This is a genomic window from Clostridium gelidum (assembly GCF_019977655.1).
GTDB lineage: Bacteria > Bacillota > Clostridia > Clostridiales > Clostridiaceae > Clostridium > Clostridium gelidum.
Genome location: NZ_AP024849.1, coordinates 4,313,180 through 4,336,743 on the forward strand (window position 1 = coordinate 4,313,180; position 23,564 = coordinate 4,336,743).

The 23,564-nt window shown below is 27.4% G+C and carries 15 protein-coding genes; 1 reads left to right on the plus strand and 14 read right to left on the minus strand.

The genetic code is table 11. From position 1 onward, the window contains the following. Positions 1-91: 91 nt before the first annotated feature. The 13 genes from psyc5s11_RS19780 to psyc5s11_RS19840 all read right to left on the minus strand — a co-directional run bounded on the left by psyc5s11_RS19780 (position 92) and on the right by psyc5s11_RS19840 (position 22,004). Positions 92-607 carry a hypothetical protein gene (locus psyc5s11_RS19780; protein WP_224034199.1) on the minus strand — a complete coding sequence of 172 codons (516 nt, stop codon included), beginning with the start codon at positions 605-607 and terminating at the stop codon, positions 92-94. A 660-nt stretch (positions 608-1,267) separates the two neighbouring features. After that, positions 1,268-2,554: a TIGR02679 domain-containing protein gene (locus tag psyc5s11_RS19785; RefSeq protein WP_224034200.1), complete on the minus strand. Its 1,287-nt coding sequence runs from the start codon at positions 2,552-2,554 to the stop codon at positions 1,268-1,270. A gap of 12 nt (positions 2,555-2,566) precedes the next feature. After that, positions 2,567-6,607, minus strand: a complete 4,041-nt coding sequence (locus psyc5s11_RS19790; protein ID WP_224034201.1) for a TIGR02680 family protein — start codon at positions 6,605-6,607, stop codon at positions 2,567-2,569. Beyond that, the gene (locus psyc5s11_RS19795) at positions 6,600-7,751 is read right to left on the minus strand and encodes a TIGR02678 family protein (protein ID WP_224034202.1); all 1,152 of its coding nucleotides are present in this window, start codon (positions 7,749-7,751) and stop codon (positions 6,600-6,602) included. The genes psyc5s11_RS19790 and psyc5s11_RS19795 overlap by 8 nt, the downstream gene beginning before the upstream one ends. Before the next feature lie 4 nt (positions 7,752-7,755). Beyond that, complete coding sequence (locus psyc5s11_RS19800) at positions 7,756-9,243, minus strand: TIGR02677 family protein (protein WP_224034203.1); 1,488 nt, start codon at positions 9,241-9,243, stop codon at positions 7,756-7,758. A 240-nt stretch (positions 9,244-9,483) separates the two neighbouring features. Next, entirely contained in the window at positions 9,484-10,560 is a 1,077-nt protein-coding gene (locus psyc5s11_RS19805; RefSeq protein WP_224034204.1) for a transglutaminase domain-containing protein, read from the minus strand. Between the two features lie 656 nt (positions 10,561-11,216). Next, positions 11,217-12,353: a DUF116 domain-containing protein gene (locus psyc5s11_RS19810; RefSeq protein WP_224034205.1), complete on the minus strand. Its 1,137-nt coding sequence runs from the start codon at positions 12,351-12,353 to the stop codon at positions 11,217-11,219. Positions 12,354-12,418: 65 nt separating this feature from the next. After that, the gene (locus psyc5s11_RS19815) at positions 12,419-12,943 is read right to left on the minus strand and encodes an NUDIX domain-containing protein (RefSeq protein WP_224034206.1); all 525 of its coding nucleotides are present in this window, start codon (positions 12,941-12,943) and stop codon (positions 12,419-12,421) included. A gap of 279 nt (positions 12,944-13,222) precedes the next feature. Beyond that, the gene (locus psyc5s11_RS19820) at positions 13,223-13,996 is read right to left on the minus strand and encodes a hypothetical protein (protein ID WP_224034207.1); all 774 of its coding nucleotides are present in this window, start codon (positions 13,994-13,996) and stop codon (positions 13,223-13,225) included. A gap of 51 nt (positions 13,997-14,047) precedes the next feature. After that, positions 14,048-15,139, minus strand: coding sequence for a methyl-accepting chemotaxis protein (locus psyc5s11_RS19825; protein WP_224034208.1), 1,092 nt, complete (start codon positions 15,137-15,139; stop codon positions 14,048-14,050). Positions 15,140-15,467: 328 nt separating this feature from the next. Beyond that, the gene (locus tag psyc5s11_RS19830) at positions 15,468-16,544 is read right to left on the minus strand and encodes a hypothetical protein (protein WP_224034209.1); all 1,077 of its coding nucleotides are present in this window, start codon (positions 16,542-16,544) and stop codon (positions 15,468-15,470) included. Positions 16,545-16,591: 47 nt separating this feature from the next. Beyond that, positions 16,592-17,629 (minus strand): phosphodiester glycosidase family protein, encoded by a 1,038-nt coding sequence (locus psyc5s11_RS19835; RefSeq protein WP_224034210.1) that lies wholly within the window; start codon positions 17,627-17,629, stop codon positions 16,592-16,594. A gap of 76 nt (positions 17,630-17,705) precedes the next feature. Further along, positions 17,706-22,004 (minus strand): 2-hydroxyacyl-CoA dehydratase, encoded by a 4,299-nt coding sequence (locus psyc5s11_RS19840; protein WP_224034211.1) that lies wholly within the window; start codon positions 22,002-22,004, stop codon positions 17,706-17,708. Between the two features lie 182 nt (positions 22,005-22,186). Here psyc5s11_RS19840 and psyc5s11_RS19845 point away from each other — a divergent pair, with 182 nt between their 5' ends. Beyond that, complete coding sequence (locus psyc5s11_RS19845) at positions 22,187-22,546, plus strand: tetratricopeptide repeat protein (protein WP_224034212.1); 360 nt, start codon at positions 22,187-22,189, stop codon at positions 22,544-22,546. Between the two features lie 204 nt (positions 22,547-22,750). On the opposite strand, the gene psyc5s11_RS19850 is transcribed toward psyc5s11_RS19845, so the two are convergent. Next, positions 22,751-23,473 (minus strand): transglutaminase-like domain-containing protein, encoded by a 723-nt coding sequence (locus psyc5s11_RS19850; protein ID WP_224034213.1) that lies wholly within the window; start codon positions 23,471-23,473, stop codon positions 22,751-22,753. Positions 23,474-23,564: the final 91 nt, after the last annotated feature.

Sequence of the window (23,564 nt, forward strand, 5' to 3'; positions counted from 1 at the left end):
AATAGATATTCATAAAGCACGAAAAATGAGTTTTCTAATCAAATAAAATCGTCAAAAAAATTATCTTATATATTCAAGTATCACCTCATTTTTAAACTCTTTTACCTGTTTTACAATCAATCACAAATTCTTTCCATCCTCCTGGTGGATCATATTCCCCATCTCCATAAATATATTTACCATCAAAATCATGAACTAATACTCCATCAAATCCCAATTCATCAGATGTCCATAACATAGTGCAACTTTTGTTAAAACATAGTATATTAAAACAAGTTGCAACTAGTATAAATTCTTCATAAGGGTATATATAACCAAAGTAGCCATCTACTCTAGTATTTATGTAACTATGAGTATCAATGTCTATTAAATAAAATGATTCACAAAATCCGATAGCAATATAATTATTCCAAATGGTAGCATCTTTAAATGTAGTCGAATATTCAAGATAAATATTTATAAGGAGATATGGACTATCATCTTTCTCAACAGTACAATATATTTCTAGAGTGCCTAATGTTTTAGGAACTTCTCCTATATTAATTGGACTCATTTTTATCCAAGGGTAGTCAATTGTATTTCTAAATTCAGTTTTATATGTAGTCAACGCTATTCCCCCTCATTATCTCAAGAATATCATATAATTTTGATTTGAAACTAAGAACTAACTAAAGGTATCAATATATCTAATGACTACTATTGAAACCATGTGTATCATCTCTCAAGTTAATTTTCCCAAACTTTGCGTAATCCTTAAATACTTTTCTATAATTATGTTAACTGCCCATTATAGACATTATAAGCATCTAAAAATCACGCTTTGACTTTTCTCAAAAGTCAAAGCGACTACATATCTCTATAACTAACATCTTTAATTATACTACAAAATTTTATCATTTTATCTAAATTATTCCTAATAAGTACTATTTTTTTCATATAAAATTCAAACAAATTCATCCAAAAATCAAAGCATTTATTTTAATCTCCTCAAATCCTTTATCTCACAATCTGCCTTCAACCCCTGATGTTTCCTATAAATATTTACATATTTATATAGTTTTATATGTTCATATTTTTCTTTGAAAATATTTACCTATTTAACTAGATACCTTTAAACATATATACCTATAAATAATTTTTTATATAAACCTTTAAACCTATTTTCCTTTGTAAATATATTTCTATAAATAATTTTTATAAAAATGAGCTGCTACAAAACTAAATTAATTAGTTTTGTAGCAGCCCCATAATATTATGTAATTATGCATTATTCCAATCTCGTCCTTATAAATCTAACATACTCATCAGTTAATAGCTCTTGATATGCCGGATTTTTTTCTTCTCTCATTACTGAAACTAAATCTAAAAGTTCTTCTGAAACAATATTATCTAATTTAGATACCCTATCCTCAAAGGAATTCGTAGATTTAATTTTTAAGTAATTATCTTTATCCATACACATAAATTCTAAATTTTTTCCATATCTCTTTTTTAAATTATCACAAATAATAATTCCCTCTGGATCAAAATCTCCTGCATAGAAAATCTTACATCCTTCTTTCATAAGATTATTTAAAATTATATGTGTTGAACTATTAGGTTGACCACTTATACAAATAAGACTTGGTCTTAAGTTTTTACACTCTTTTAAAACTTCATAAAAAGAAGTGGGATTTTCAAATATGAATACTATTTTCTGGTTAGCATTAATTGATTTAATTCCTTTAAGGTTATGAATACTTAAAATTATCGGCTCCATTTCTCTTCTAAACCACTTATACCCAATAATTTCTTCACTTTCATCATAACAAAAAAGTCCTGCTGTTATTGTTGAATTTGATATTTCATCTCTTATTATCCCATTAAAACTAAGTACTTCATTTATTTCTTCTAGAAAGTAATTCATATTTTTTTCCATATAATATGCTAACACTTGAAGTAATAGCTTTCCTGCACATTTATCAATATCAAAATAATGTGAATCCTTAGTAGCTTTTGAAGAAAGAGTAGCAAGAGGTATTCCATCATCAACACTAAATGAAATAAGCCCCATTGCTTTCTGCAAATTTAATATTATTTCTCTTAAAATATTTTTATCATCTTTATATTGTTTAAGAAAAATATTGTATCCATATTTCTTATATTCCATTACAGCTTTAAGCCAAAGTTCTACGTGCACTTCCTTGGTTTCACCTAATAAATCGCTTAGGAAATCATCTTTTTTATTTCCTCTTTCCTCTTTATCTTCCCTATTTGTCTTAAGCGTTCCCCCATAATAGTCATTAAATACTTCAAAAAAATCTATACCTTCAAATTTGCCTTTAGTAAAATAATTAACAAACTTTTTTATGCTTACATCTCCAAAGTCTTTCCCATAGATTTCAGGTTCTATTGCACTTAAGGCTAAACTTTCTTCACTCGTCAAATCCTTGACTGAAATTTTTCCTGAAAGCTTTCCCATCCTTATATATTTTTCTTTCATTGCATCTAATAATTTATTAAATTGCTTGTTTTCTTTTAAGAAATTAGAGGCTTCCCTCTCTTTATCCCCCATATTTCCTCCTATTTAAGCTAATAATGTTTTTTCTTTTCCATTCCATTTATATCTTAAAACAGTAACTACATCATCATTTTCTTCTCTTATTAATTCTGCTATTGCTAAAGCGCTAACAGTATCATAATCACCCCAAAGTACTTGTGAATTTAATATATAATCTAAATCTAGTATCTTTAAAAGCCTAAACATATCCCTTATATTATTTTCATCTACACCTGCAAAAGCCTCATCCATGGTTACAACTCTAGGACAATCTTTTCTTGCTTTTTCATATCTTGCATAAACTGCTGAAAATAATGGAATATACATGCACATAGCCTTTTCTCCTCCAGAAAATTGGTCAAATGCATTATTAGTAAGTTCCCTTTTTCTTTCTCCTTTTTTAGTGAATTGAAGCTTAAATTCATACCACTTTCTATAATCTAAAACATCTTTTATTATAGAGTGATAATTTCGGATTTCTCCACTACCTTCATAGTATCTTAAAGCTTCTTTTACCTTTTGAGAAAAATGAAGGGCTAATGCTTTAAGTTCCTCTCCAGTGCAAAGTCCATTTCTATCAAAAATATCTATAATATCCTTAATATCAAGCTGACCTTCGCCTTCTGATTTTTTAGGTTGCCAACTTAAACTTAATTTTAGTGAACTTGATGTATCCATACTTTCCATAAGATCATTTACTTTACTTACCCATTGCCTAGATTGATGTATTTTCCCTCTTACCTTTTGGCTTATTGTGTTAAGTAATATATCCTCAAAAATTCTTCTCTCTTCCTCAGATATTAATAAACTCTGTTCATCTATACTTTTTTTAATCTCTTCTATAAGAACTAAGAATCCAACTTCTTTTCCTTGAATTTTACATCTTATTTCTTTTCTAGCTCTTAATTTAGAAAATTCATTATTTTCACTTTCATCTAAAAGACTTTCTGAAATTCTAAGCTGATAATCTCTTAATTCTCCTGAATTTTTATTTAAACTTTCTATTAAAGCATTCGAGTAATCTTCTCTTCCCCTATTTGCAGTTATTGAATTTTCCTCTAATATTTCTTTTGCTCTAAGTAAAATATCAATTTCCTTTTTAGGTCCTAAAAATTCTAAAGCTTCTTCTTCTATTAATATCTCTTTAAGAACATTAACCTTTTTATATGTAATTTCTCTGTCTTTTATTATAACTCCTATTTTTTCTTCTTTTGAATTTATTTGTTCTTCTAAACTTCCAGTAATTCTATTTTTCTCTTCTAGTTTTTTAGGATTATCTTCTTTTACTTTAATGCACAACTCAATTTCTTTTTGTATTTCTTCTATTGATGATGCTTTTAATACTTCTTTTATGGACTTTATTTTTATTGTACAATCATTAATTGTAATGGATAATTTATTTATCTCATAATAAATATCATCTATATCAATTCTCATTTCATCTACTTTTTCTTCATTGATTCCTAAAATATTATATTGTCCTTTAATTTCAGTTAGTAAAATATTTCCTTTATTAATCTCTTCTTTATATTCCTCTAATGCTTCTATGGCATTTTTTATATCTTCTAATGTTTTTACTTCTAGCTTCTCTAAATGAATAAATACTTCTTTCTTCTTTCTTCTAAGCTCTTCATCAAGACTAAAAAGTTCTTCTTCTAATTTTGTAAGTTCAACATCTATCCTTTCAATTTCCTTTTCTTTTTCGGATATTAATCTTAACCCTTCACTTATATTATCTAGCTTTGGAATTCTATTATATTCTTTTTCTAATAAACTTAACTTATCTCGTAATAAATTGATTTCTAGATTTTTCTCTTCAATAAGACGTGCTGTTGCTTCTATATTTTCTTCTTTTTCTTTTATCAGCTTTTCTCTCAAATTTTTTCTTGAAGTTTCTCCTATAAATTGTGATATATAATCATCATTTCCTTTTCCAACTAATACTCCAATTCCAAAATTGCCTTTTTCATCTAAATAAGTTAAGGTGCTGTCTTCTAAAAAGATACCTTGTATTACATTATCTACTGCTTCAAAACTAACTTTATCTAAAGTTTCCTTGTTTACTTTTAGATAATTTCCTAAATTATGCCTCATCATATTAGGCTCTGGAAATATGTATTTATCCTCTGTGCCTATTTTAAAATCTAATGCTCTTAATCTATATTTTTCATCAATAACAAGTGCATCTAATAAACCCATTTCTTTAAGTGCACCTTCTATTTTATTTTTCAAATCATCATTAATATTTTTATTAAAATCAATTGCTTTATAAAATGGAATAAAAGGGATTTCCTCTAAAGCTAACCTTTCTCTATTTCGAGCTACACCTTCACTTCTTATTGGCTCTACTTCTTTCTTATTTTTAAGTTCTTTTATATCTTCCTCTAATGATTTTACTTCTTTTTTCTTTTCATCTATAAAATTTTCTTTTATATGAATTTTTCCTCTTAATAAATTCTCTTTGTTTCCTTTATTCCTGATATTTAATTCTTTTATTTTATTTACTGCATCTTCTGTTTCTGAGCTTCCTACTTTTTGAAGTATTAAATTAACTTCCTCTTCAGTTAACGTAAATATTTTATTATTCTTATTAAAAGATACATAATTAACTTTATAATCTTCTCTTTCTGTTAATAGTAATTCATCAATTCTTCTTAAATCCTTTTTTGAATCTTGAAGCTCTACTCCTTTGTTATCTTTTTTATATACCAATTCCTCTTTTTTCTTTTTTATTTCTTCATAAATACCCAATGATTCATGGGCATTTTTAAGTTTTAACAAATACTCTTTTATAGATGGATCCATTAATGATAAATCTGCTTTTTTAATTTCACTCATTACTTCCTTGGATAAATTATAACCCTCAATAAATTTACTTTCTTCTGCAAGCTCTTCTAAATAACTAATTATTTTTTTCAAATTTGATTCTTTTAGTTCCAGTTCATTTTTACATTCCTTTATTGAATTTTCTAATTCCTTTTCCTTCTTCTTCTTATCTTCTAGTATATTTTCTTTTCTTTTTTTAATATCTTCGTTATCTTTTATACTACTTTCAAAATCTGATAATTCCTTTTGCAGTTTAAGTTCTTCTCTATTTTGTAATCTCTCATAACTTTCTTCTGCTTTTTTTAACTCATCTTTTAAAATCTTAGTTTGATTTCTATTATCCCCTAAATCCTTTTTCAATTTTTTAAAATTAGTTTGTTCTTTTTTTATATCTTGCTCTAATACACTTAATTTGCTATTAAACTCAATTAATGTTTCTGCCTTTTCATTTAAAATAAATCTATTATATCTATCATAAGAACTCTTTATTTTACTAGCACCATCTAATGCTCTTTTATTTTGCTCAAGGGTATCTTGATAACTATCCATATTTTCCATTGATTCTGACATTGGTCTTAAATCTTCTTCTGATAAAACCTTTAAGGAATCTGTTAATATGTCATATATCTTTGTTGGTTTAAAATCTTTTGATAGTTTTGGGCTTCTTATACTTATTAATAAATTTAAAAGTTCCTCATAAGAATCAATATCATCAAATCCAAATAAATATTCATTTACTTTTTCCATATATCTCTTTTGACTTTCTGTAAAGAAATTTCCCTCACCTAAACTATTTTCCAGTTGTTTTTTAGTCAATGGAATTTTTTCTCCTGCATCTCTATATAGAAATAAATCTTTATTTATTCTTCTTCCATCTGAAAGAATAAAGTACCAGCTTTGAGGTGATTTTCCCCTCATTGCTTTTAATCCAAGTCCCAAGGTTATGTATTTTTCTGTACTTTTTCTTTTAAACTCCATATAAAGATATGCAGTTTTTTCATCTGTTTCTTCATCTATAAGATAATTAGATATAGTTCTTGCTTTTGAACCAAATGGATCTAGTCTTTCTGGAGACTTGTTACCATCTAATAATAATGGTATAAAACTTTGCATGGTTACTGACTTTCCAGATCCATTACTCCCTCTTAAAAGAAGTTTTCCGTCTTCTAAATCAAATTCTTCCATATCATAATGCCAAAAGTTAACTAATCCTAATTTATTAATTTCCCATCTATCATTCATTTTTATCACTTCCTATATCTTTAATTTCATAATCCCTCGGATAATCCCCTTGAATTTTTCCACACAAAGGATAAATTACAATTTTATCTTCTTTCTCTTCTATGAGCTTTATTCTTGTCATATAGTTAATTACCTCATAACACATCTTCCCAAACTGCATATCTCTATATTCTTTTGAAAGTCCATTTTTCTTTTCTCTTTGAACTTTTTCTAATAATTTTTCAAAGTATTCTTTATCCATCATAAACAAATCATCATTTGTTAATTTATCTTTTTCATTTCTAATTATTTTATTAATATAAGTTATTATGTGTAGAGTTAAATCACTAATTCCTTTATTGCATGGAAAAGTCTCAATGTTTTGAAATTTATTTTCTTGTGGAATTAGTAATGCTCCGTTTTTATGCACCTGAAGATTAAGTCCAAGATACTTTTCAAAATCACCTTCAATTGCATTTCTATAAGTTTTTATATATTCATAATCTTCTAAAGGTCCATCATTTCTATATACAATGGGAGACAATAATAGTCTTCTATATGCTCTATATTTTCTAAGTACTCCCTTATCAGCATCTGTATTAAAATTTTCATCTTTTAATATATCTTCCACAGTAGTTTTTTCATTTATATTATTATTGAATACTTTAACCATATACTTAGATATTCCAGTGCTTTCAAACAAAACTTCCTTTGTACTATCTTTTGCAAAGCTTTCTTCATTTCCATCATTTATTTTTATTATTTTATATTTAATACTAAATCTAAGGACTTTAATTAAGCTTCTTCTTGTATAATAATTAGTCCAATCCACGCTATCCCCAATTGGATTTAAACTTATAAATTCTGTAATATGTGAAAGTAGAAATTGTTCTTCCTTAGCTTTATCCTCTAAAAACATGAGTAATAACATTAAGAAACTATATTCTCTTGCCTCAGTAAACTCATCTATTCCCATAAAACTCTCTGCTATACCTGGAATCTTTTCTAGCTTTAAAAAGTCACCTCTAATTATTACGTTATATCCTAATTTATCTCTTAAAAAACTCGAGAAATCCTTTATATTATCTTTTACAGCATAATAACTTTCTCTATCATATTCTTTAGAAATATAAAAATTCACAAGTAGCTTTTTTAAGTTTTCCATGAATTTATTTCCCCTTCCTAAAAACAAGTTTGTAATGAGGCATTTTTAATACTCCATCCCTACAATTAAGATTTATTGTTTTATGAGCTTCACTAAAATCTACTACATAATCCATTCCAAAATCGCTTTTATTTAAGTTTTGCTTCTTACTAATTCCTTTGCTTAATAATTTCAAAAGAAGTGTTCTGTCCTTGCCTTCTATTTGATCTAGCTCATTAAAATCTATTATATTATCTTTTAGGAAAGTTTTTATTCTCTCTTCTTCATTTTTTCTTTTCTCTAAAAGATTCTTTAACTTTTCTTCTTTTTTATTACTTTTATCTTTTATAGGATTTTTGGTTATCTTTTCTCTAAAACTTCTTTCTCGTGGTTTTATAATGTAGTTTTTCGGAGTTTCATCATATATGCTGCTATTTATACTTTCTGTTTCTCTTTTTTCATTCCCTAAAATTTTTATTATATTAAAGGATCCAAACACAGCTGCACATAATTTATGCGCCTCATTTATATCATCAATAGCGTTGAATACTTTTGCAATGTTTCTATATTCTTCTTTTCTATTTGCATTGTTATTTTTTCTATCTGCTATTTGAACTGCGTATCTAGTTATCTTTCTTATTACCTCATTTGTATTTCCTATTAGCTGATCTACAAGTGCCTCCCTACCATTTCTTTGCATGAACCAATCTTTCATTGAGTTAATTCTACCTCTACTCAAATCTGTATATTCCTTTTCATCAATAAGTAATTCTAGTGATTGAATTGACTTTTCATAAAAGAATACTCTATTTATAATACTGTCAATTTCTTCTTTCGTAATATCCTTAAACACTTCCCTTATTTCAAAAGTATTTGTTTGAATATTTTTTACAAATTCTCTCAAATATTTTATAAAGCCTTCTTTGAATATTAGAAACTCTGTAGTTTTCATTAGTTCATCATTTTTAGGTGAATAGAATTTTGATATATAATCTTGATAATTTCTATTTAAATCTTTAAATGAACTATTGAGTTCTTTCCACCATTCATAGGTTATCTTTTCATTTTCTTTTAGTATTACCTTATAATCATATAGTAGATTTTTAAATCTCTCTACCAATGAGGATTCAAGAGTTGCCGTATTTTCAACTTTCATATGTTCAAGTGAAATAAGTAATCTTTCTATTTCTATTGCAACTTCTGATAACTGATATCTAAATTCTCTATTTTTAAATTCTTCTATAGTATTTACCTTTGCTGTATCTGCAATTGCAATAAGGTTTTTCCAATTTACTAAAGCATCTAAATCACTTTTTAGCATATCTATAGTGTATTCTTCAAATTCCTCATATTTTTTTAATTCTGCAAAAATATCTTCTTTGTATAACCAATATTTCATTTTTTCATAGTTTTCATATATTATTCTTGAAATAGATCTATATCTCCATGTATTTTCAGTTGCTAAATATTTTGTTTCTTCTATATTCTTTATAACATTTCTATTTATTTTCATACTTCACCTGTTTCTCTTATTTTCTATTCTTGACATATACTAATTATATCAAACATATATTCTTCTAAAAATACAATTTTTTATTTATAGTAAAAAAACTATGAAATTAAGTTTATTATCCTTAATTTCATAGTTTTTTGTTACTAAAATATATACTTTAATTTTTGTATCCTTTAAGGCTATAATGGATGTTCAAGTAAATTTAGGTAAAGTATCAAACCTCCAACCGAAAAATTTTATTTATGCTACCCACACACCACTTGAATCAACTCTATATCCATCAATAATAGTGCTAGTTGCCATATCTCCACTTACTGGATAACAATAATACCATTTTCCACTATAGTATATCCAACCTGTTTGCATTATTCCGTTATTTCCCAAGCAATACCACTTATTATCAATCATAGTCCAGCCTGTAGCATAACTACCTGTATTCTTCAAGAAATACCATGAACTATTATTAAGATACCACTTGCCATCTGAAACTGACTTATAACCTATTGAAGTTTGTCCATAATTGTTTGATACTTCCTTACTACTGGATACATTTTGAGTATTATTATTTAATATTGTTATATTCCCACTTGATGTAGGATCATAATTTTCATCACAAATAGGATAATCATTAGTTTCCCAAGTAAATCCATCATGTCTTAAAGTTTCATCATTTTTAAGAAAATATCTATTGTCACCTAATGCATCATTATTTGTAACATCCAATTGATACCACTTGCCATTAAGTTTAACTAAATTCCATCCATGACCAACTCCATTTAATTTTCCAACAACAATTTTATTTTCTATGCCTGCTAAATTAAGCATCTTATAAGCTGTCATTGCATAGCCTTGACATATAGTTTTCCCTGTTGTTAATGCAGAATATACATTATCTGATACAAGGCTATCATCATATTCATATCTATCAACTATGTATTTATTTATTATTTTGATTTTATCATAATCGCTCATGTTATTTGTAATTATTGAATTTACTATTTTGGTTAATTCATTATTTATATATTCTTCTTGCTCTTTAGTTGTTAAATATGTAACTTTTACAGTTGCTGTGCTCCTTACTCTTTCATATACTAATCTCTTTAATGATATATATAAATAATCATCTTTTTTAGCAATATCCTTTACCACATCTAATACATCAGAATCATAGTAATCAATTTTAAATTCTGTGTCCCAATTTTCTAAATGGCTATATACATCTGTATTTAAATCATAATCTGTTGCAAATACAGGTTGTCCACCAATTGCTCCTATTATTGCTAATCCCAACAATAGATTTTTGATAAATCTCTTCATAAGTAAATCCCTTCTTTCTTTATTTAAACGTTCAAAATTATTCCAAACAATATTTATTATTCTTATTATACCATAATACTTTTTCTAATAATACAAGATTTAATTATAGTCACCCAAAAGAATAATTGTCGAAAATTGTGTTACTAGAGATAATTTTCATTGTTCTAAGTATTCAAAATTTTTTCAAGTAAATTTTATAAGTATTTTGTCAATCATGATTTTTTCTCAACATATAACAAAAGAACTCCACGAATGGAGTTCTTTTATATAAAAAAGATTAATGAGCTTTGAATTGAAAATATATTAAAAGTCATTTAAAGACTTGCTTTTATAATATTCAAATAAAATAAAATTAAATCTATACTTTTAATTATCTCTTTATTCATTATAACTTCACGCATCGTTTTTGTAAACATTTTCTTTTGCATTTATATTGATTTTTTATGTTTTATTTTCATTTTTTTAATTAATATACAAAAAATCCATTTATATCCTAAATATTTAGTCTTGCATGTCCTAAGTAATGAATAAATGTTTACTATATCATTATTTGTATTGCAAGTTTTAAAACATCTTTTCTTATGAGCATAAAAAATATCCTCTTTTCTCCTCTAGTAACTATAATTCTTAATCAATATACTTACTAGTTTTTTTCGTTACGTAGTTTTAAATATATTATTTATTCTGTCTATGTTTATTCGTGTCATCTCAGCTTTATCTAACCAATGATTTGAACATCCCACATAATCTAGTATAATACATTGAGGGATAAATCCTAATCTAATAGCCTTCCACCCGCCTGAAACTAAATTAAGTACACATGCAATTCCAATCATGCCTGTCACACTATTTTCTTCACTCACTAAGTTAGATATCAAAGTCTCGTGCGGTATTATGTGCACCTTAAAATTATATGCTTGCCCAATTTTTCTTAATTTATTTACATTGCATTTTATAGAACATCCTATACACTCATATCCCTTATTCGTTTTTTTACTCATACATGCTTTTTCAGTTTGTCTCATGCATGCAGGTAGAAAAACTAACTTCTTATAAGAATTTAAAAATCTATCTCTATATACACTATTCATTATTTCGGCGCTAACCATATTAAAGAAATATTGTATTTCTTCTTTTCCACAATATATTATGTCTTCTTTATTATAATGCTTTTCTTTGTATTTTTCTAAATATCCCTCTACGTTTTTTGTATACTTCCCCAAAATATTCTTGCATTCTTTTTTTAGATATTTACTAAGCATATAACAATAATTTAATATTTCACTAATATATTTTTTGTTTTTTGTTTCTAAAAATGTTTCCCAGCTATTTAGCCTTTTTACTTCTTCTTTAAAATCTCCAGTTGCCTCTAGCCATTCTATTATTAATATAAAATCGTCTAAAGAAATTTCCTTATGTACATATACTTTTTTTAATAATATTTTTGAAATAAGTTTTCCTCGAAGTTTATCTACACATTTTTTTAACGATTCTTTTTCTCTTATGTTATTTAATCCTCTGAACACTTTCGTCAAATTATTTTTAAAAGCCCTTGCATTACCTTTATATTGTTCAATGACTACTCCTATTAAAAGTAATTCTATAAAATATTCTTCTTTAGACCTTAAATTTTCTATTTCATTATCGTTAATGAAATTCATAAAGTCATTTAAATATTCTTCACTGTCCAAAATGCCTTTTTTTAGTATCTTATTACTAATTTGCGCTACTTGATTATAGTACTTATCAGAATTTAATTGTTCTAAATTTAAAGAATAAGTTAAATAACTCATAATTGCCCCCAAAAACTAAGCATTATTTTTATTAATTTATTTTCTCTGATTTAGAAACCTGCACCTCAAAAGCTTCCCTTTTTATGATTTCGAATTTCTTTTAATACATAAGTTTCTCTGAAAATCCAATTTGCAATAGGTGAAATTCCAAGTGTTATTATTTTCTCATTATTCCTTATAGCATCATCTATATCAACCCATTCTGGTTTGAATTCTAACTTTGCTTCATATGGGTCTAGTTTTTGAGGTTTTCTTATATTAGATACTTCAGCAACATAATAATATGATATCATCTTAAAAGTCCTATCGTTAGTATACCTATCTCTACTTTTTTCAGTTACAATTCCAACTTGTTCGTTTATTTTACTACAAACATAACCTGTTTCTTCTACTACTTCTCTTTTCAGTGCCTCCATATGTCCTTCATCTTTTTTTATACCCCCACCGGGAAATTTGTAATCTTTATTTTTAGAATATACCATTAAAATTTTGTTTTCCTTTATTATAATTCCTCTAACAGCTTCCCTAAAATTAATATTGCCAATTGAATCACTTACTTTATCTATTTCAAAAAGTTTATTAAACATCATAATTATGTTGTCACCTCCTTATTAATTTAAAATCCAAAGTAACTATGTACAATTTTAAATCTATTGAAATAATACCTTTTACTCTTAGCTTTAAAAATATGCTTATATATATTATTTCAAAATTTAATTTTTCTATAACATAAATTATACTGCAATTATTTGTTATTGTAAAAAATTATCAAACTAATTTGTCAAAGAAATAATAAAAGACATATAAGTACTTTAATAAGTGCTCATATGCCTTTTAATACATTCAAAATAAATAACAAGTGTATATTTTTATTCAATCAATTCTAAAACCGGTCTATATCCTACGGTTTCATCTTTTAAGTCCTTATCTAACTGATTAGAATATGTTCTAGAATTAAATCCCCGTGTTATGCAAATTTTTTGACTTTTAGAGGATTCACTTTGTGTAAAGCTTGATAAATTATACCAGTGCCATAAGTTGCTGTTATCGTCTTTATTTATTTCCTCTTCATTATCTTCATTTGATATATCCTCTATATCATACTCAGTACATATTGGAAGTCCTACTATATTATCTACATTTGCAATATAATTATCCCATTCATTAAGTTTATTATCTTTCTTTTCAGAGTATCCAGTTAAAAGTCTTAAAATATATTTTTTATCCTCTATTATTACTACTTTACCAAAAATTAAATTTTGCTCATTTAACTCATTCCAAGATACTTCTTTTAATATATTTCTATCACAAACTAAAAGTCTCTTACCATTATCATTTATTTCTATCCATGATAATTTGTTTTCGTCACTTTTATTTGTATCCTTTATTTCTATTTTTTGTCCTAGATATACTGGAATATCTTTAAATTCAAAAAAATCTATTGGTCTCTTTTGTTTTTCATTATCTAAATATAATGTTCCAAACTTTCTAGTATTACCAGTAGAGTAATTTTCCATTTCTAAAAGCTTCTGTATTCTATTATTTCTAATATTTTTACCTACTACTATAGCGCTAACTAAAACTGCCATAGTCCCAAATATCACACCAGTACCTATTAATTTACTTTTTTTACCGTTATTCATAAATCCTGTCCCCCTTTTTACCATAGTTATTTTGTATATATGACTATTTAATTATAATTTATTCTTTATTGACTTTGTTGCTTCTTTCAATTTTTTTGCAGTTTCTAATAAATTCTGAATTGATTTATTTTGTGCTTCTGACATATCCAATACTGTAGTTTTAATACTTTCACATCTACCACTTGCTTCTGTTACTACATTTGCATTAGCATCAATTTCATTTATTTCTTCTACTATTTGCTTGAAGGTCTCTTCTGCAGTATGTACTATATTTATACTTTCTTGTATAAGACCCCCACCTTCTCGTACATTTTCAGTTGTTTTATTTATTGCAAGTGTTATATCATTTATTGTACTATCAACACTATTTACTGCTGTTTTAACATTATCTGCCAACTTTCTAATTTCTGCTGCAACTACTGAAAATCCCTTTCCAGCTTCACCTGCTCTTGCAGCTTCTATAGCTGCATTTAAAGCTAATAAATTAGTTTGATTTGCTATATTTCCTATAAGATGAATAATATCTATTGCTTCTTTTGTAGAATTATTTGCAACTTGTACAGACTCGTCCAATAATTTATTCGAACTGTATATTTTCTCCATTGAAGAATTCATATTTTCCATACCCTCAGTACATACGCTTGTAAAATACATAGTTTTAGCTAGTGATTCTGCAAGTTTTATAGTGTCATCGTTTGCAGATTCTGATGTATTAGATAATTCTTTAAGAACATTACTTGTTCCATCAACATTATTAACCATTTCACTTATAATATTATTTAAATCTTGTACTGTTTGTTCTTGGAATAATACTAATTCTTGTATTTCGTGTTTTTTCTCATTATCAATAACATTATCTATATGTCTGGACGACTCTTCCTTTATTAATGTAATTTCTTTAATTTCTGTAGTTTCTTGATTAGAGCTTTCATTTTCATATTTTTTATTATCATTTTTCCAAGCTATCCCTAGATATATTGCTGCTACTATAGCACATATTAATGCTATTATTCCTGTTACCATTACAGACATTTCCAAAACTGCTGGTATTAATGAACTCGCTATAATTATTACTGCAATAAAAATACTGTTTACAATTCTCTTCATGACCTTAACCATTCCTTCCGTATCCTTAGTTTTCATTTATTATTTATAGTCTTATTCAAAATGAAATTCCAACCACTCTCCTTTTCTTCTAACACTAAAATATAAACATAATAAACCATAAAAAAATTTATTATTAGTAGTATTATTCGTATTTTAATAATATTACTACTTTTCAATTCTGTCTTCAATTTGCTCTTATACTCTTTAGTATAATCTGTTTATATTAGTATTATAACTCAGTTTTACATATAATTTATATAACATCTATAATTTTTTTATAAATTTTTTATATCTTATTGTAATTAGCATAAATATATAATTATATATCTATGCTATTATTACTGCGTTCAAAATACTTCTATTTTTAATGAATAGATATTTTATTATCCACTATTTCATTCTTTATTAATTTATTGTTATCTCTAGAAATAATTCCTTTGGAATATGCTTGTACCAATTGTCCTTCATATTTTATTGTCTTTTTACTAACAAGTTCTAAAACGCTCCCTGCAAGTTTATCATTCACATAAACTTTACCAGAATAATCTACTATTATATCTTCTTTGTCTAATGGCTTTGATAGAGTTAGTGTATTCCATTTAAGTTTTTCATTATTTAATATCGTATAATATATTTTAGTAATCTTGTCATTTACCTGTTCACCAAAATATACATTATCATTAATGTCAGTACCTAATATTTTTGTGATTTGAACATTAGGTATTTCTATATTTCCCGAACTGTTTAATATAGTTGCATTTTCTCCCATTTCCATTACTGCATTTGAGTTTGTAGTTGGAACCACAATATTGCCTATGTCTTTATTTGACCTAACTTCTTCTAATTGATTCATTACATTTGCATGATACAAATCACTTTTCCCATTTTGCTTTTCAACCTTTATGTAGAGACTATGTGTTGCATTTGAAAATACTGCATCATTAATTTTATCATTTTTATTTTTTATATTTATTTTCACTTCATTGTAATTAATATCTGTAAGTTGCCTTGCTTCTCCTTTTCTAGCATTAAAGGATACTGGCTCAAAGTAATCTTGTCCATTTTTCTCTACTTTTTGAATAACAATCATACTATTTTCGTTTATTAACCATTTATAAAATACAATTTCCCCATCATTTTCAATTTTAAATTCCTTTTCACTATTATCATTACTATCCAATACTTTAAGCTTATTATCTTCTAAGAAAGCTACAAATCTTCCATCTGATGATAATGAAACCTCACCTATTCCATCTTTTATATCAATTTCATTAGGATTTTTCTCTTTTGGGATTTCTTTTTCTTCAACTTTTTCCTCAACTTTTTTCGCTTCTATCTTTACATCTGCAGCTAAATATATATTTTCTACATATAGAAATATGCTTTGCTGAATTACTACTGCTACAAGAGTCCATACTACTATTCTCACCAAGTTTTTCATTAATTAATCCTCTCCTACACTAACTGTTTCAATTGACAATTGGTCTATTACTCAACATAAAATGCTGTTGCAACAGATCTTTCTCCATCCCAAGCATTAGGAGAATTTATCACTTCACCTTTGTAAAACATTGTTGATGAATATCCCCCATCTAGAGCACCTGCATTAATAGCTCCTCGTTCTAACATTATTTGTTGAACATCATATACACTTGCTCCAGGAGATGTAATTTTTCTACCGTCAATAACTAAAAATATTACTGTTCCATCTTCCTTTTGCCCAACTGCAGTTCTAGGATTAAGTCCATCTGCCATTTTATCCCTTACCTGTGGCTCTCCATTAATAATAATATTAGGTCTTCTAAAACACATTGCTTCTTGCACCTCTAATTTTTGCAATTCTACAAGAGTATGATCTCCAACTATAAGTTGTCCACCTTTTGTGAATGCAATAACATTTTCAATATTATTTTTCTTTATATTATTTTTAGGATATATGATCTTCCCTCCTGAAATTACAAATCCACCTGGCTCTGCTCCAGTTCCTGCATAAAGTGTTCCATCAGAAGACTGATCTACAAAAGCCCCTCCATTAATGGCTGCAATAGCATTATGTTCTTCTGCCATTTCACTTGTCTTTTGTCCTATTTTGCCTACATACTTAGTCATTGCAACCTTAACTCCTAATGGATTCTTTATTTCTAGTACATACCCAGAATATCTATCTGTATGTATATCATATCTACTTACATCGTTTCCACTTGTATATTTGACTTTTATTTTATCAATATCTGTAGCAACATTTTTAGTAACTTGCTCTTTTGGCTCTTCTTCCTTCTTTACGCCTACAATTTCATTTATACTTTCTTGTGACATAAAATTAGTCAGTAAATATGCATGTCTTGTCCCAAGTACACTTAACACAAATACCTTTTTCGTATTTTCATAAGGTCCAAAAAATAATATAATAGGAGTTGTTATCCCTAAAAAAACAACTATATATATTATTCCCATAAAAAATACTAATGGCTTAAATTTCTTATTTTTTACGCTTTCCACTGTCTGCTGATTACCTTTCGTGTCCATTCATTACCTCCAAATTGTATACAAATAGAAGGGACTATTGTCCCTTCTATTTAAATTAATCATAACTATTTTTATTCTAAGTTAGACTCACTTCATTTTGGAACTGTTGTTTTCCTATACTTTCTTCTTGTTCCTTATGAATTGTAGGTTCTTCTTCTAAATTCTTAAATGCCACTGATAGCATAAGTTTAATTCTATTTAATTGATTTACATTAGATGCCCCTGGATCATAATCTATCGCTACTATATTTGAGCTTGGATATCTTTCTTTTAAAGTTTTAATCATTCCTTTTCCAGTTACATGATTAGGTAAACATGCAAATGGTTGAAGACAAGCTATATTATTAGCTCCGCTTTCTATAAGCTCAATCATTTCAGCTGTTAAAAACCATCCTTCTCCAGTTTGATTTCCAAGAGATAGTACAGGAGATGCCATATTAGCTAATTCTCTTATATGCTTTGGCTTATGGAATCTATTGCTCTTTTCTAGATACTTCTTCATAGTTTTTCTATAAGTTTCCATATACATAATTGCCATATTACATAAATTCTTTGACATTTTACTTCCTGCAAGGAATTTAGCCTTAAAATCTGCATCAAGTGCTGAATAGAAGAAGAAATCCAATAAATCTGGAACTACTGCTTCTACTCCTTCATTTTCTAAAATTCCTATTATATCATTATTTGCTGTTGGATGGAACTTAACTAATATTTCTCCAACAACTCCAACTTTAGGCTTTTTAATATTTAATGATGGTAAATTATCAAAATCATTAATTATTTCTTTTATATTTTTATTAAATTCTCTTTTACTTCCATTAATTAAATTTAACTTAGCTCTTTCATTCCATTTTTTATGAAGTTCATTTGCAGATCCTTTAACTTTTTCATAAGGTCTTGTCCTATATAAAACCCTCATAAACAAATCTCCATAAACTAAAGCCATAATTGCCTTATGAAGAAGTTTTGCTGTAATTTTAAAGCCCGGTTGTTCTTCGAGTCCTACTGCATTTAAAGATATAACTGGCACTTGTTCAAATCCCGCTTGCTTTAATGCCATCTTTAAAAAACCAATATAATTTGTGGCTCTACATCCACCACCTGTTTGTGACATTATAACAGAAGTATTATTCACATCATACTTACCTGATTTTAAAGCTTCAATCATTTGACCAACTACTATTATTGAAGGATAACAAGCGTCATTATTAACATATTTTAAGCCTTCATCAACTGCTTTCATGTCCATTGATGGTAATACATCAATATTATATCCAGCTGCTCTTGTTGCTGTTTCAATCAAATCAAAATGTATTGGTGACATTTGAGGACATAAAATTGTATGAGTTTTCCTCATTTGTGCTGTAAATACTGGATTTTTATATACAATCTTTTCTTCAATTGGTTTATAATTCTTTCTTTCTCTTTCATCCATTGCAGCTTTTAATGATCTTATTCTTATTTTAGCTGCACCTAAATTATTTCCTTCATCTATTTTAAGCACTGTATATAGCTTTCCCTTAGATGAAATTATTTCATTTACTTGATCTGTAGTAACAGCATCTAATCCGCATCCAAAAGAATTTAATTGAATTATATCAACGCAAGGCTCCTCAGCTACAAAAGCCGCTGCTCTATATAATCTTGAATGGTACATCCATTGATCTACAACTCTTAATTTATCTTTTAATACCCCTAAATGAGATACACTATCTTCTGTTAATACTGCCATATCAAAAGAACTTATAATATCAGGGATACCATGATTTATTTCTGGATCTATGTGATATGGTCTTCCACTTAATACTATTCCTTTTTTATTATTTTTTCTTAAATAATCTATGACTTCTTCACCTTTTTGTTGAATGTCCTTTTTATATGCTTCTCTTTCAATACTTGCTTTATTTACTGCAGTTCTTGCTTCTTGAAGTGTAACATTAAACATTCTAAATTCATCTACTAGTCTATTTGCAAGTTCCTTATCATCATTTAAAGATAAAAATGGTTCCATAAAATTAATATCATTTGATTTTAATTCATCCATATTATTTTTTATAGCTTCTGGATACGAAATTACCATAGGGCAATTATAATTATTTTGAGCATCCTTAAATTCATTTTTTTCATAAGATATACAAGGATAAAATATATTCTTAATTCCTCTATTTATTAAATTAATTACATGACCATGCGCAAGCTTCGCAGGATAACAAGCAGATTCTGATGGAATTGTCTCTATTCCAAGTTCATATATCTTTTTGCTTGATGGTGCTGATAACTTAACACTAAATCCTAAACTGGTTAAAAGAGTAAACCAAAACGGATAATTTTCATACATATTGAGAACTCTTGGAATCCCAATTACTCCACGTTTAGCTTTTTCTTCGTTAAGAGGCTTGTAATTAAAAGTTCTCTTATACTTATAGTCATATAGATTTGGCAACTTTTCTTCTTTAGGTTTATCTATACCTAATCCTCTTTCACATCTGTTTCCTGAAATATACTCTTCAGATGTAGAGAATTTATTTATAGTAAGTAAACAATTGTTTCCGCATTTTCCACATCTTTTAAAAGACGATGCCATTTCAAATTCATCTATTTGATTTCTAGGTAATAAACTAGACTTTTTGTCTTTTGAATATCGTTCTTTTGCAATAAGTGCACATCCAAAAGCACCCATAAGGCCTGCTATATCTGGCCTTATAACTTCTCTACCTGAAATACTTTCAAAACTTCTAAGTACAGCTTCATTATAAAAAGTTCCACCTTGTACTATTACTTTTTCGCCTATGTCACTTTCACTTCTTAATTTTATTACTTTAAATAAAGCATTTTTTATAACAGAATATGAAATTCCTGCTGAAATATCAGAAACCGTTGCACCTTCCTTTTGAGATTGCTTAACTCTAGAGTTCATAAACACTGTACATCTAGATCCTAAATCGACAGGAGCTTTAGAATGTAGCGCTTCCTTTGCAAAATCTTCAATCTTCATACCTAATGATTTAGCAAAACTTTCAATAAATGATCCACATCCTGATGAACAAGCTTCATTTAAAAGTATGCTATCTATAGCACCATTTTTTATTTTTATGCACTTCATATCTTGTCCACCTATGTCTAGGATAAAGTCTACTCCAGGCAAGAAATAATCAGCTGCTTTATAATGTGCAATTGTTTCAATTTCTCCAATATCTATATGTAAAGCAGCTTTAATTAAAGCTTCTCCATAACCTGTAACTGTAGAATTTGCAATTTCTACTGCTTCAGGAAGTTTTTCATATAAATCTTTAATAATTCCTACAACTTTATTTAGTGGATTTCCTTCATTGCTTCCATAATAAGAATATAAAAGTTCAGAATCTTCACTTATAAGTGCAACCTTAGTTGTTGTTGACCCCGCATCTATTCCAAGATACGCTTGTCCTCTGTAACTGCTAAGTTCGGCTCTCTTTAATACGCTTTTATTATGTCTATCTTTAAACTTTTTATAATCTTCTTCATCTTTAAATAAAGGGTCCAGCCTAGGCTCAGTATCATCCTTTATATTAGAAATATCCGAAATCTTACCTACTATCTTTTTTAGAGATGTTACTTTTTCTTTTTCTGATAAAAGTGCAGCTCCAATAGCAACAAAAAGCTCCGAATTTTTTGGTGCAATTACTTGTTCTTCTGGTAAATTTAATGTTTCAATAAATCTTTGTCTGAGTTCTGGTAAAAAGAATAATGGTCCTCCAAGAAATGCTACATTTCCTTTTATAGGTTTACCACATGCAAGTCCTCCTATAGTTTGATTTACTACAGCTTGAAGTATAGATGCAGCTATATCTGCTTTATGAGCACCTTCATTTATCAGTGGTTGTACATCTGTTTTTGCAAAGACTCCACATCTTGATGCTATAGGATATAATACTTTGTATTCTTTTGCATAATTATTAAGTCCTAATGCATCTGTATTTAATAATATTGCCATTTGATCTATAAAAGCCCCAGTACCACCTGCACAGCTTCCATTCATTCGTTGCTCTATTCCACCTTTAAAATATGTTATTTTAGCATCTTCACCGCCAAGCTCTATTACAACATCAGTTTGTGGAATAATTGTTTCAACTGTTTTTGAACATGCAATTACTTCTTGCACAAAACCAATTTCAAGCCATTTAGATACGGACATACCGCCTGAACCAGTTATATTAATTCTACAGTTAATATCACCTAAGGCATCATAACATTTATTTATTAAATCTATAATTGTGCTTCTTATATCCGAAAAATGTCTTTGATATTTACTATATATTATGCTGTCCTCATTATTAAGAACTGCTAATTTTACTGTTGTGGATCCTATATCTAATCCAATTTTATAATTTATCATATTTTAGCATTCACCTCTTTGCTTTTTTCAATTAACATACACTCTTTTTTTAATTTGCATGCTATGTCTTCATAAATTGAAATTATAAATTAATAAGTTCATATGTATAGTTATTTAAATTACTGTCTATAATTATAAAGTATTTAGGGCAATATTTACAATTTTATTTTTGGAGGAAACAAATGAATTATTTTAATGAAGGAAATAAATTTTATAATACACAAGATTATGAAAAAGCTATTGATTGTTATAAAAAATCTGCATCCCAAAATGCAAATGAAGCCTGCTCCTATTATAATTGTGGTGTTTGCTTTATTAAACTAAAAAATTTTGATGATGCAATAATAATGTTAAATAAAGCAATCACCCTTAAACGTGAAAGTAAATATTTTTTTAATCTAGGATATTGCTATGTTATGAAAGAATGTCTTAATACTGCTTTGCGTCTTTTCAATCTAGCTTGGTCAATAGATCCTAATGACAAAGACTGTGAAAAGGCTATTGACCTTATTATTTCAAAGCTTCATAAAAAAATAATTTAGCACACATTTAAATGCACAATGCATTTGTATGTTTTAACCATCTAAAACTCTATAATATTGTATATATTTAAAAATTTATTCTTCATTTCAAATTTAAGAAATTTTGTAAAAATTTCATCCATAATTGGTCACATACTACCCATAAAGGGAATCAATTGTAAATTGTTAATTAGAACATATATACATTAATAAAATATTGTATTATTACCATTCTCCAGCAATTTCTTCTACATTATGATTATTAAACAGATTTGAATCAAAATAATTTCCTCCATCATAAAAGGTTGTATCTACATTTATCCACGTATTTTCGTCATTTAAATAAACTTGATTCCATGCATGACCTACATATTGTGTACCATCAAATGCCTGGCCACCTATTATTCTTACTTTAAGATTTATAGCTCTTGACATGGCTACATAAAGACATGCTTTATCAAAGCATATACCTGATCTTTTTTCAAAAGCACATATAGCGCCACTTTCTGGCATTTTACGATTTCCATTTATTACCTGTTCCGCTTTAGCATCATCATACTTTATATTGCTTCCAATCCAAGTATATAAAATTTTAGCTCTTTCTCTATCACTTGTAGCATTTTCTGTTAATTCAACTGCTTTATTATTAATATTTTCGTTTGATTTTATCCCATCATCTATAGTAATTCCATTATAAATAATAATTGCCTTAGAAGACTTGCTTTTACTTGATTGTATATTCTTAAAAAATCCACTATTCTCGCGTTTGCTATATTCACTATCATCATTAGATGAAAAATCTTGTTTCAATCCATTTTCTGAAAAGGAACTCACTGCAGTGGAATTAAATGTTATATTAGGAAACACCAACATTGCAATAATTACACTTATTTGAACACATCCCGAAAGAATTCCAGCAATCACCAGTAAAAATTTACTCTCTTTCATGATTATTCCTCCACAAATAATATCCTTATCTTATTAAATTTTATCTATAATATAAAATTACGCCTAAATTTTTTTACTCTATATATTATTA

Coding starts and splice junctions, on each gene's coding strand:
- psyc5s11_RS19785 (WP_224034200.1), bottom strand. CDS start 2,554: ATGGGGGATAAAGAGAGGGAAGCCTCTAATTTCTTAAAAGAAAACAAG.
- psyc5s11_RS19790 (WP_224034201.1), bottom strand. CDS start 6,607: ATGAATGATAGATGGGAAATTAATAAATTAGGATTAGTTAACTTTTGG.
- psyc5s11_RS19795 (WP_224034202.1), bottom strand. CDS start 7,751: ATGGAAAACTTAAAAAAGCTACTTGTGAATTTTTATATTTCTAAAGAA.
- psyc5s11_RS19800 (WP_224034203.1), bottom strand. CDS start 9,243: ATGAAAATAAATAGAAATGTTATAAAGAATATAGAAGAAACAAAATAT.
- psyc5s11_RS19805 (WP_224034204.1), bottom strand. CDS start 10,560: ATGAAGAGATTTATCAAAAATCTATTGTTGGGATTAGCAATAATAGGA.
- psyc5s11_RS19810 (WP_224034205.1), bottom strand. CDS start 12,353: ATGAGTTATTTAACTTATTCTTTAAATTTAGAACAATTAAATTCTGAT.
- psyc5s11_RS19815 (WP_224034206.1), bottom strand. CDS start 12,943: ATGATGTTTAATAAACTTTTTGAAATAGATAAAGTAAGTGATTCAATT.
- psyc5s11_RS19820 (WP_224034207.1), bottom strand. CDS start 13,996: ATGAATAACGGTAAAAAAAGTAAATTAATAGGTACTGGTGTGATATTT.
- psyc5s11_RS19825 (WP_224034208.1), bottom strand. CDS start 15,139: ATGAAAACTAAGGATACGGAAGGAATGGTTAAGGTCATGAAGAGAATT.
- psyc5s11_RS19830 (WP_224034209.1), bottom strand. CDS start 16,544: ATGAAAAACTTGGTGAGAATAGTAGTATGGACTCTTGTAGCAGTAGTA.
- psyc5s11_RS19835 (WP_224034210.1), bottom strand. CDS start 17,629: ATGGACACGAAAGGTAATCAGCAGACAGTGGAAAGCGTAAAAAATAAG.
- psyc5s11_RS19840 (WP_224034211.1), bottom strand. CDS start 22,004: ATGATAAATTATAAAATTGGATTAGATATAGGATCCACAACAGTAAAA.
- psyc5s11_RS19845 (WP_224034212.1), top strand. CDS start 22,187: ATGAATTATTTTAATGAAGGAAATAAATTTTATAATACACAAGATTAT.
- psyc5s11_RS19850 (WP_224034213.1), bottom strand. CDS start 23,473: ATGAAAGAGAGTAAATTTTTACTGGTGATTGCTGGAATTCTTTCGGGA.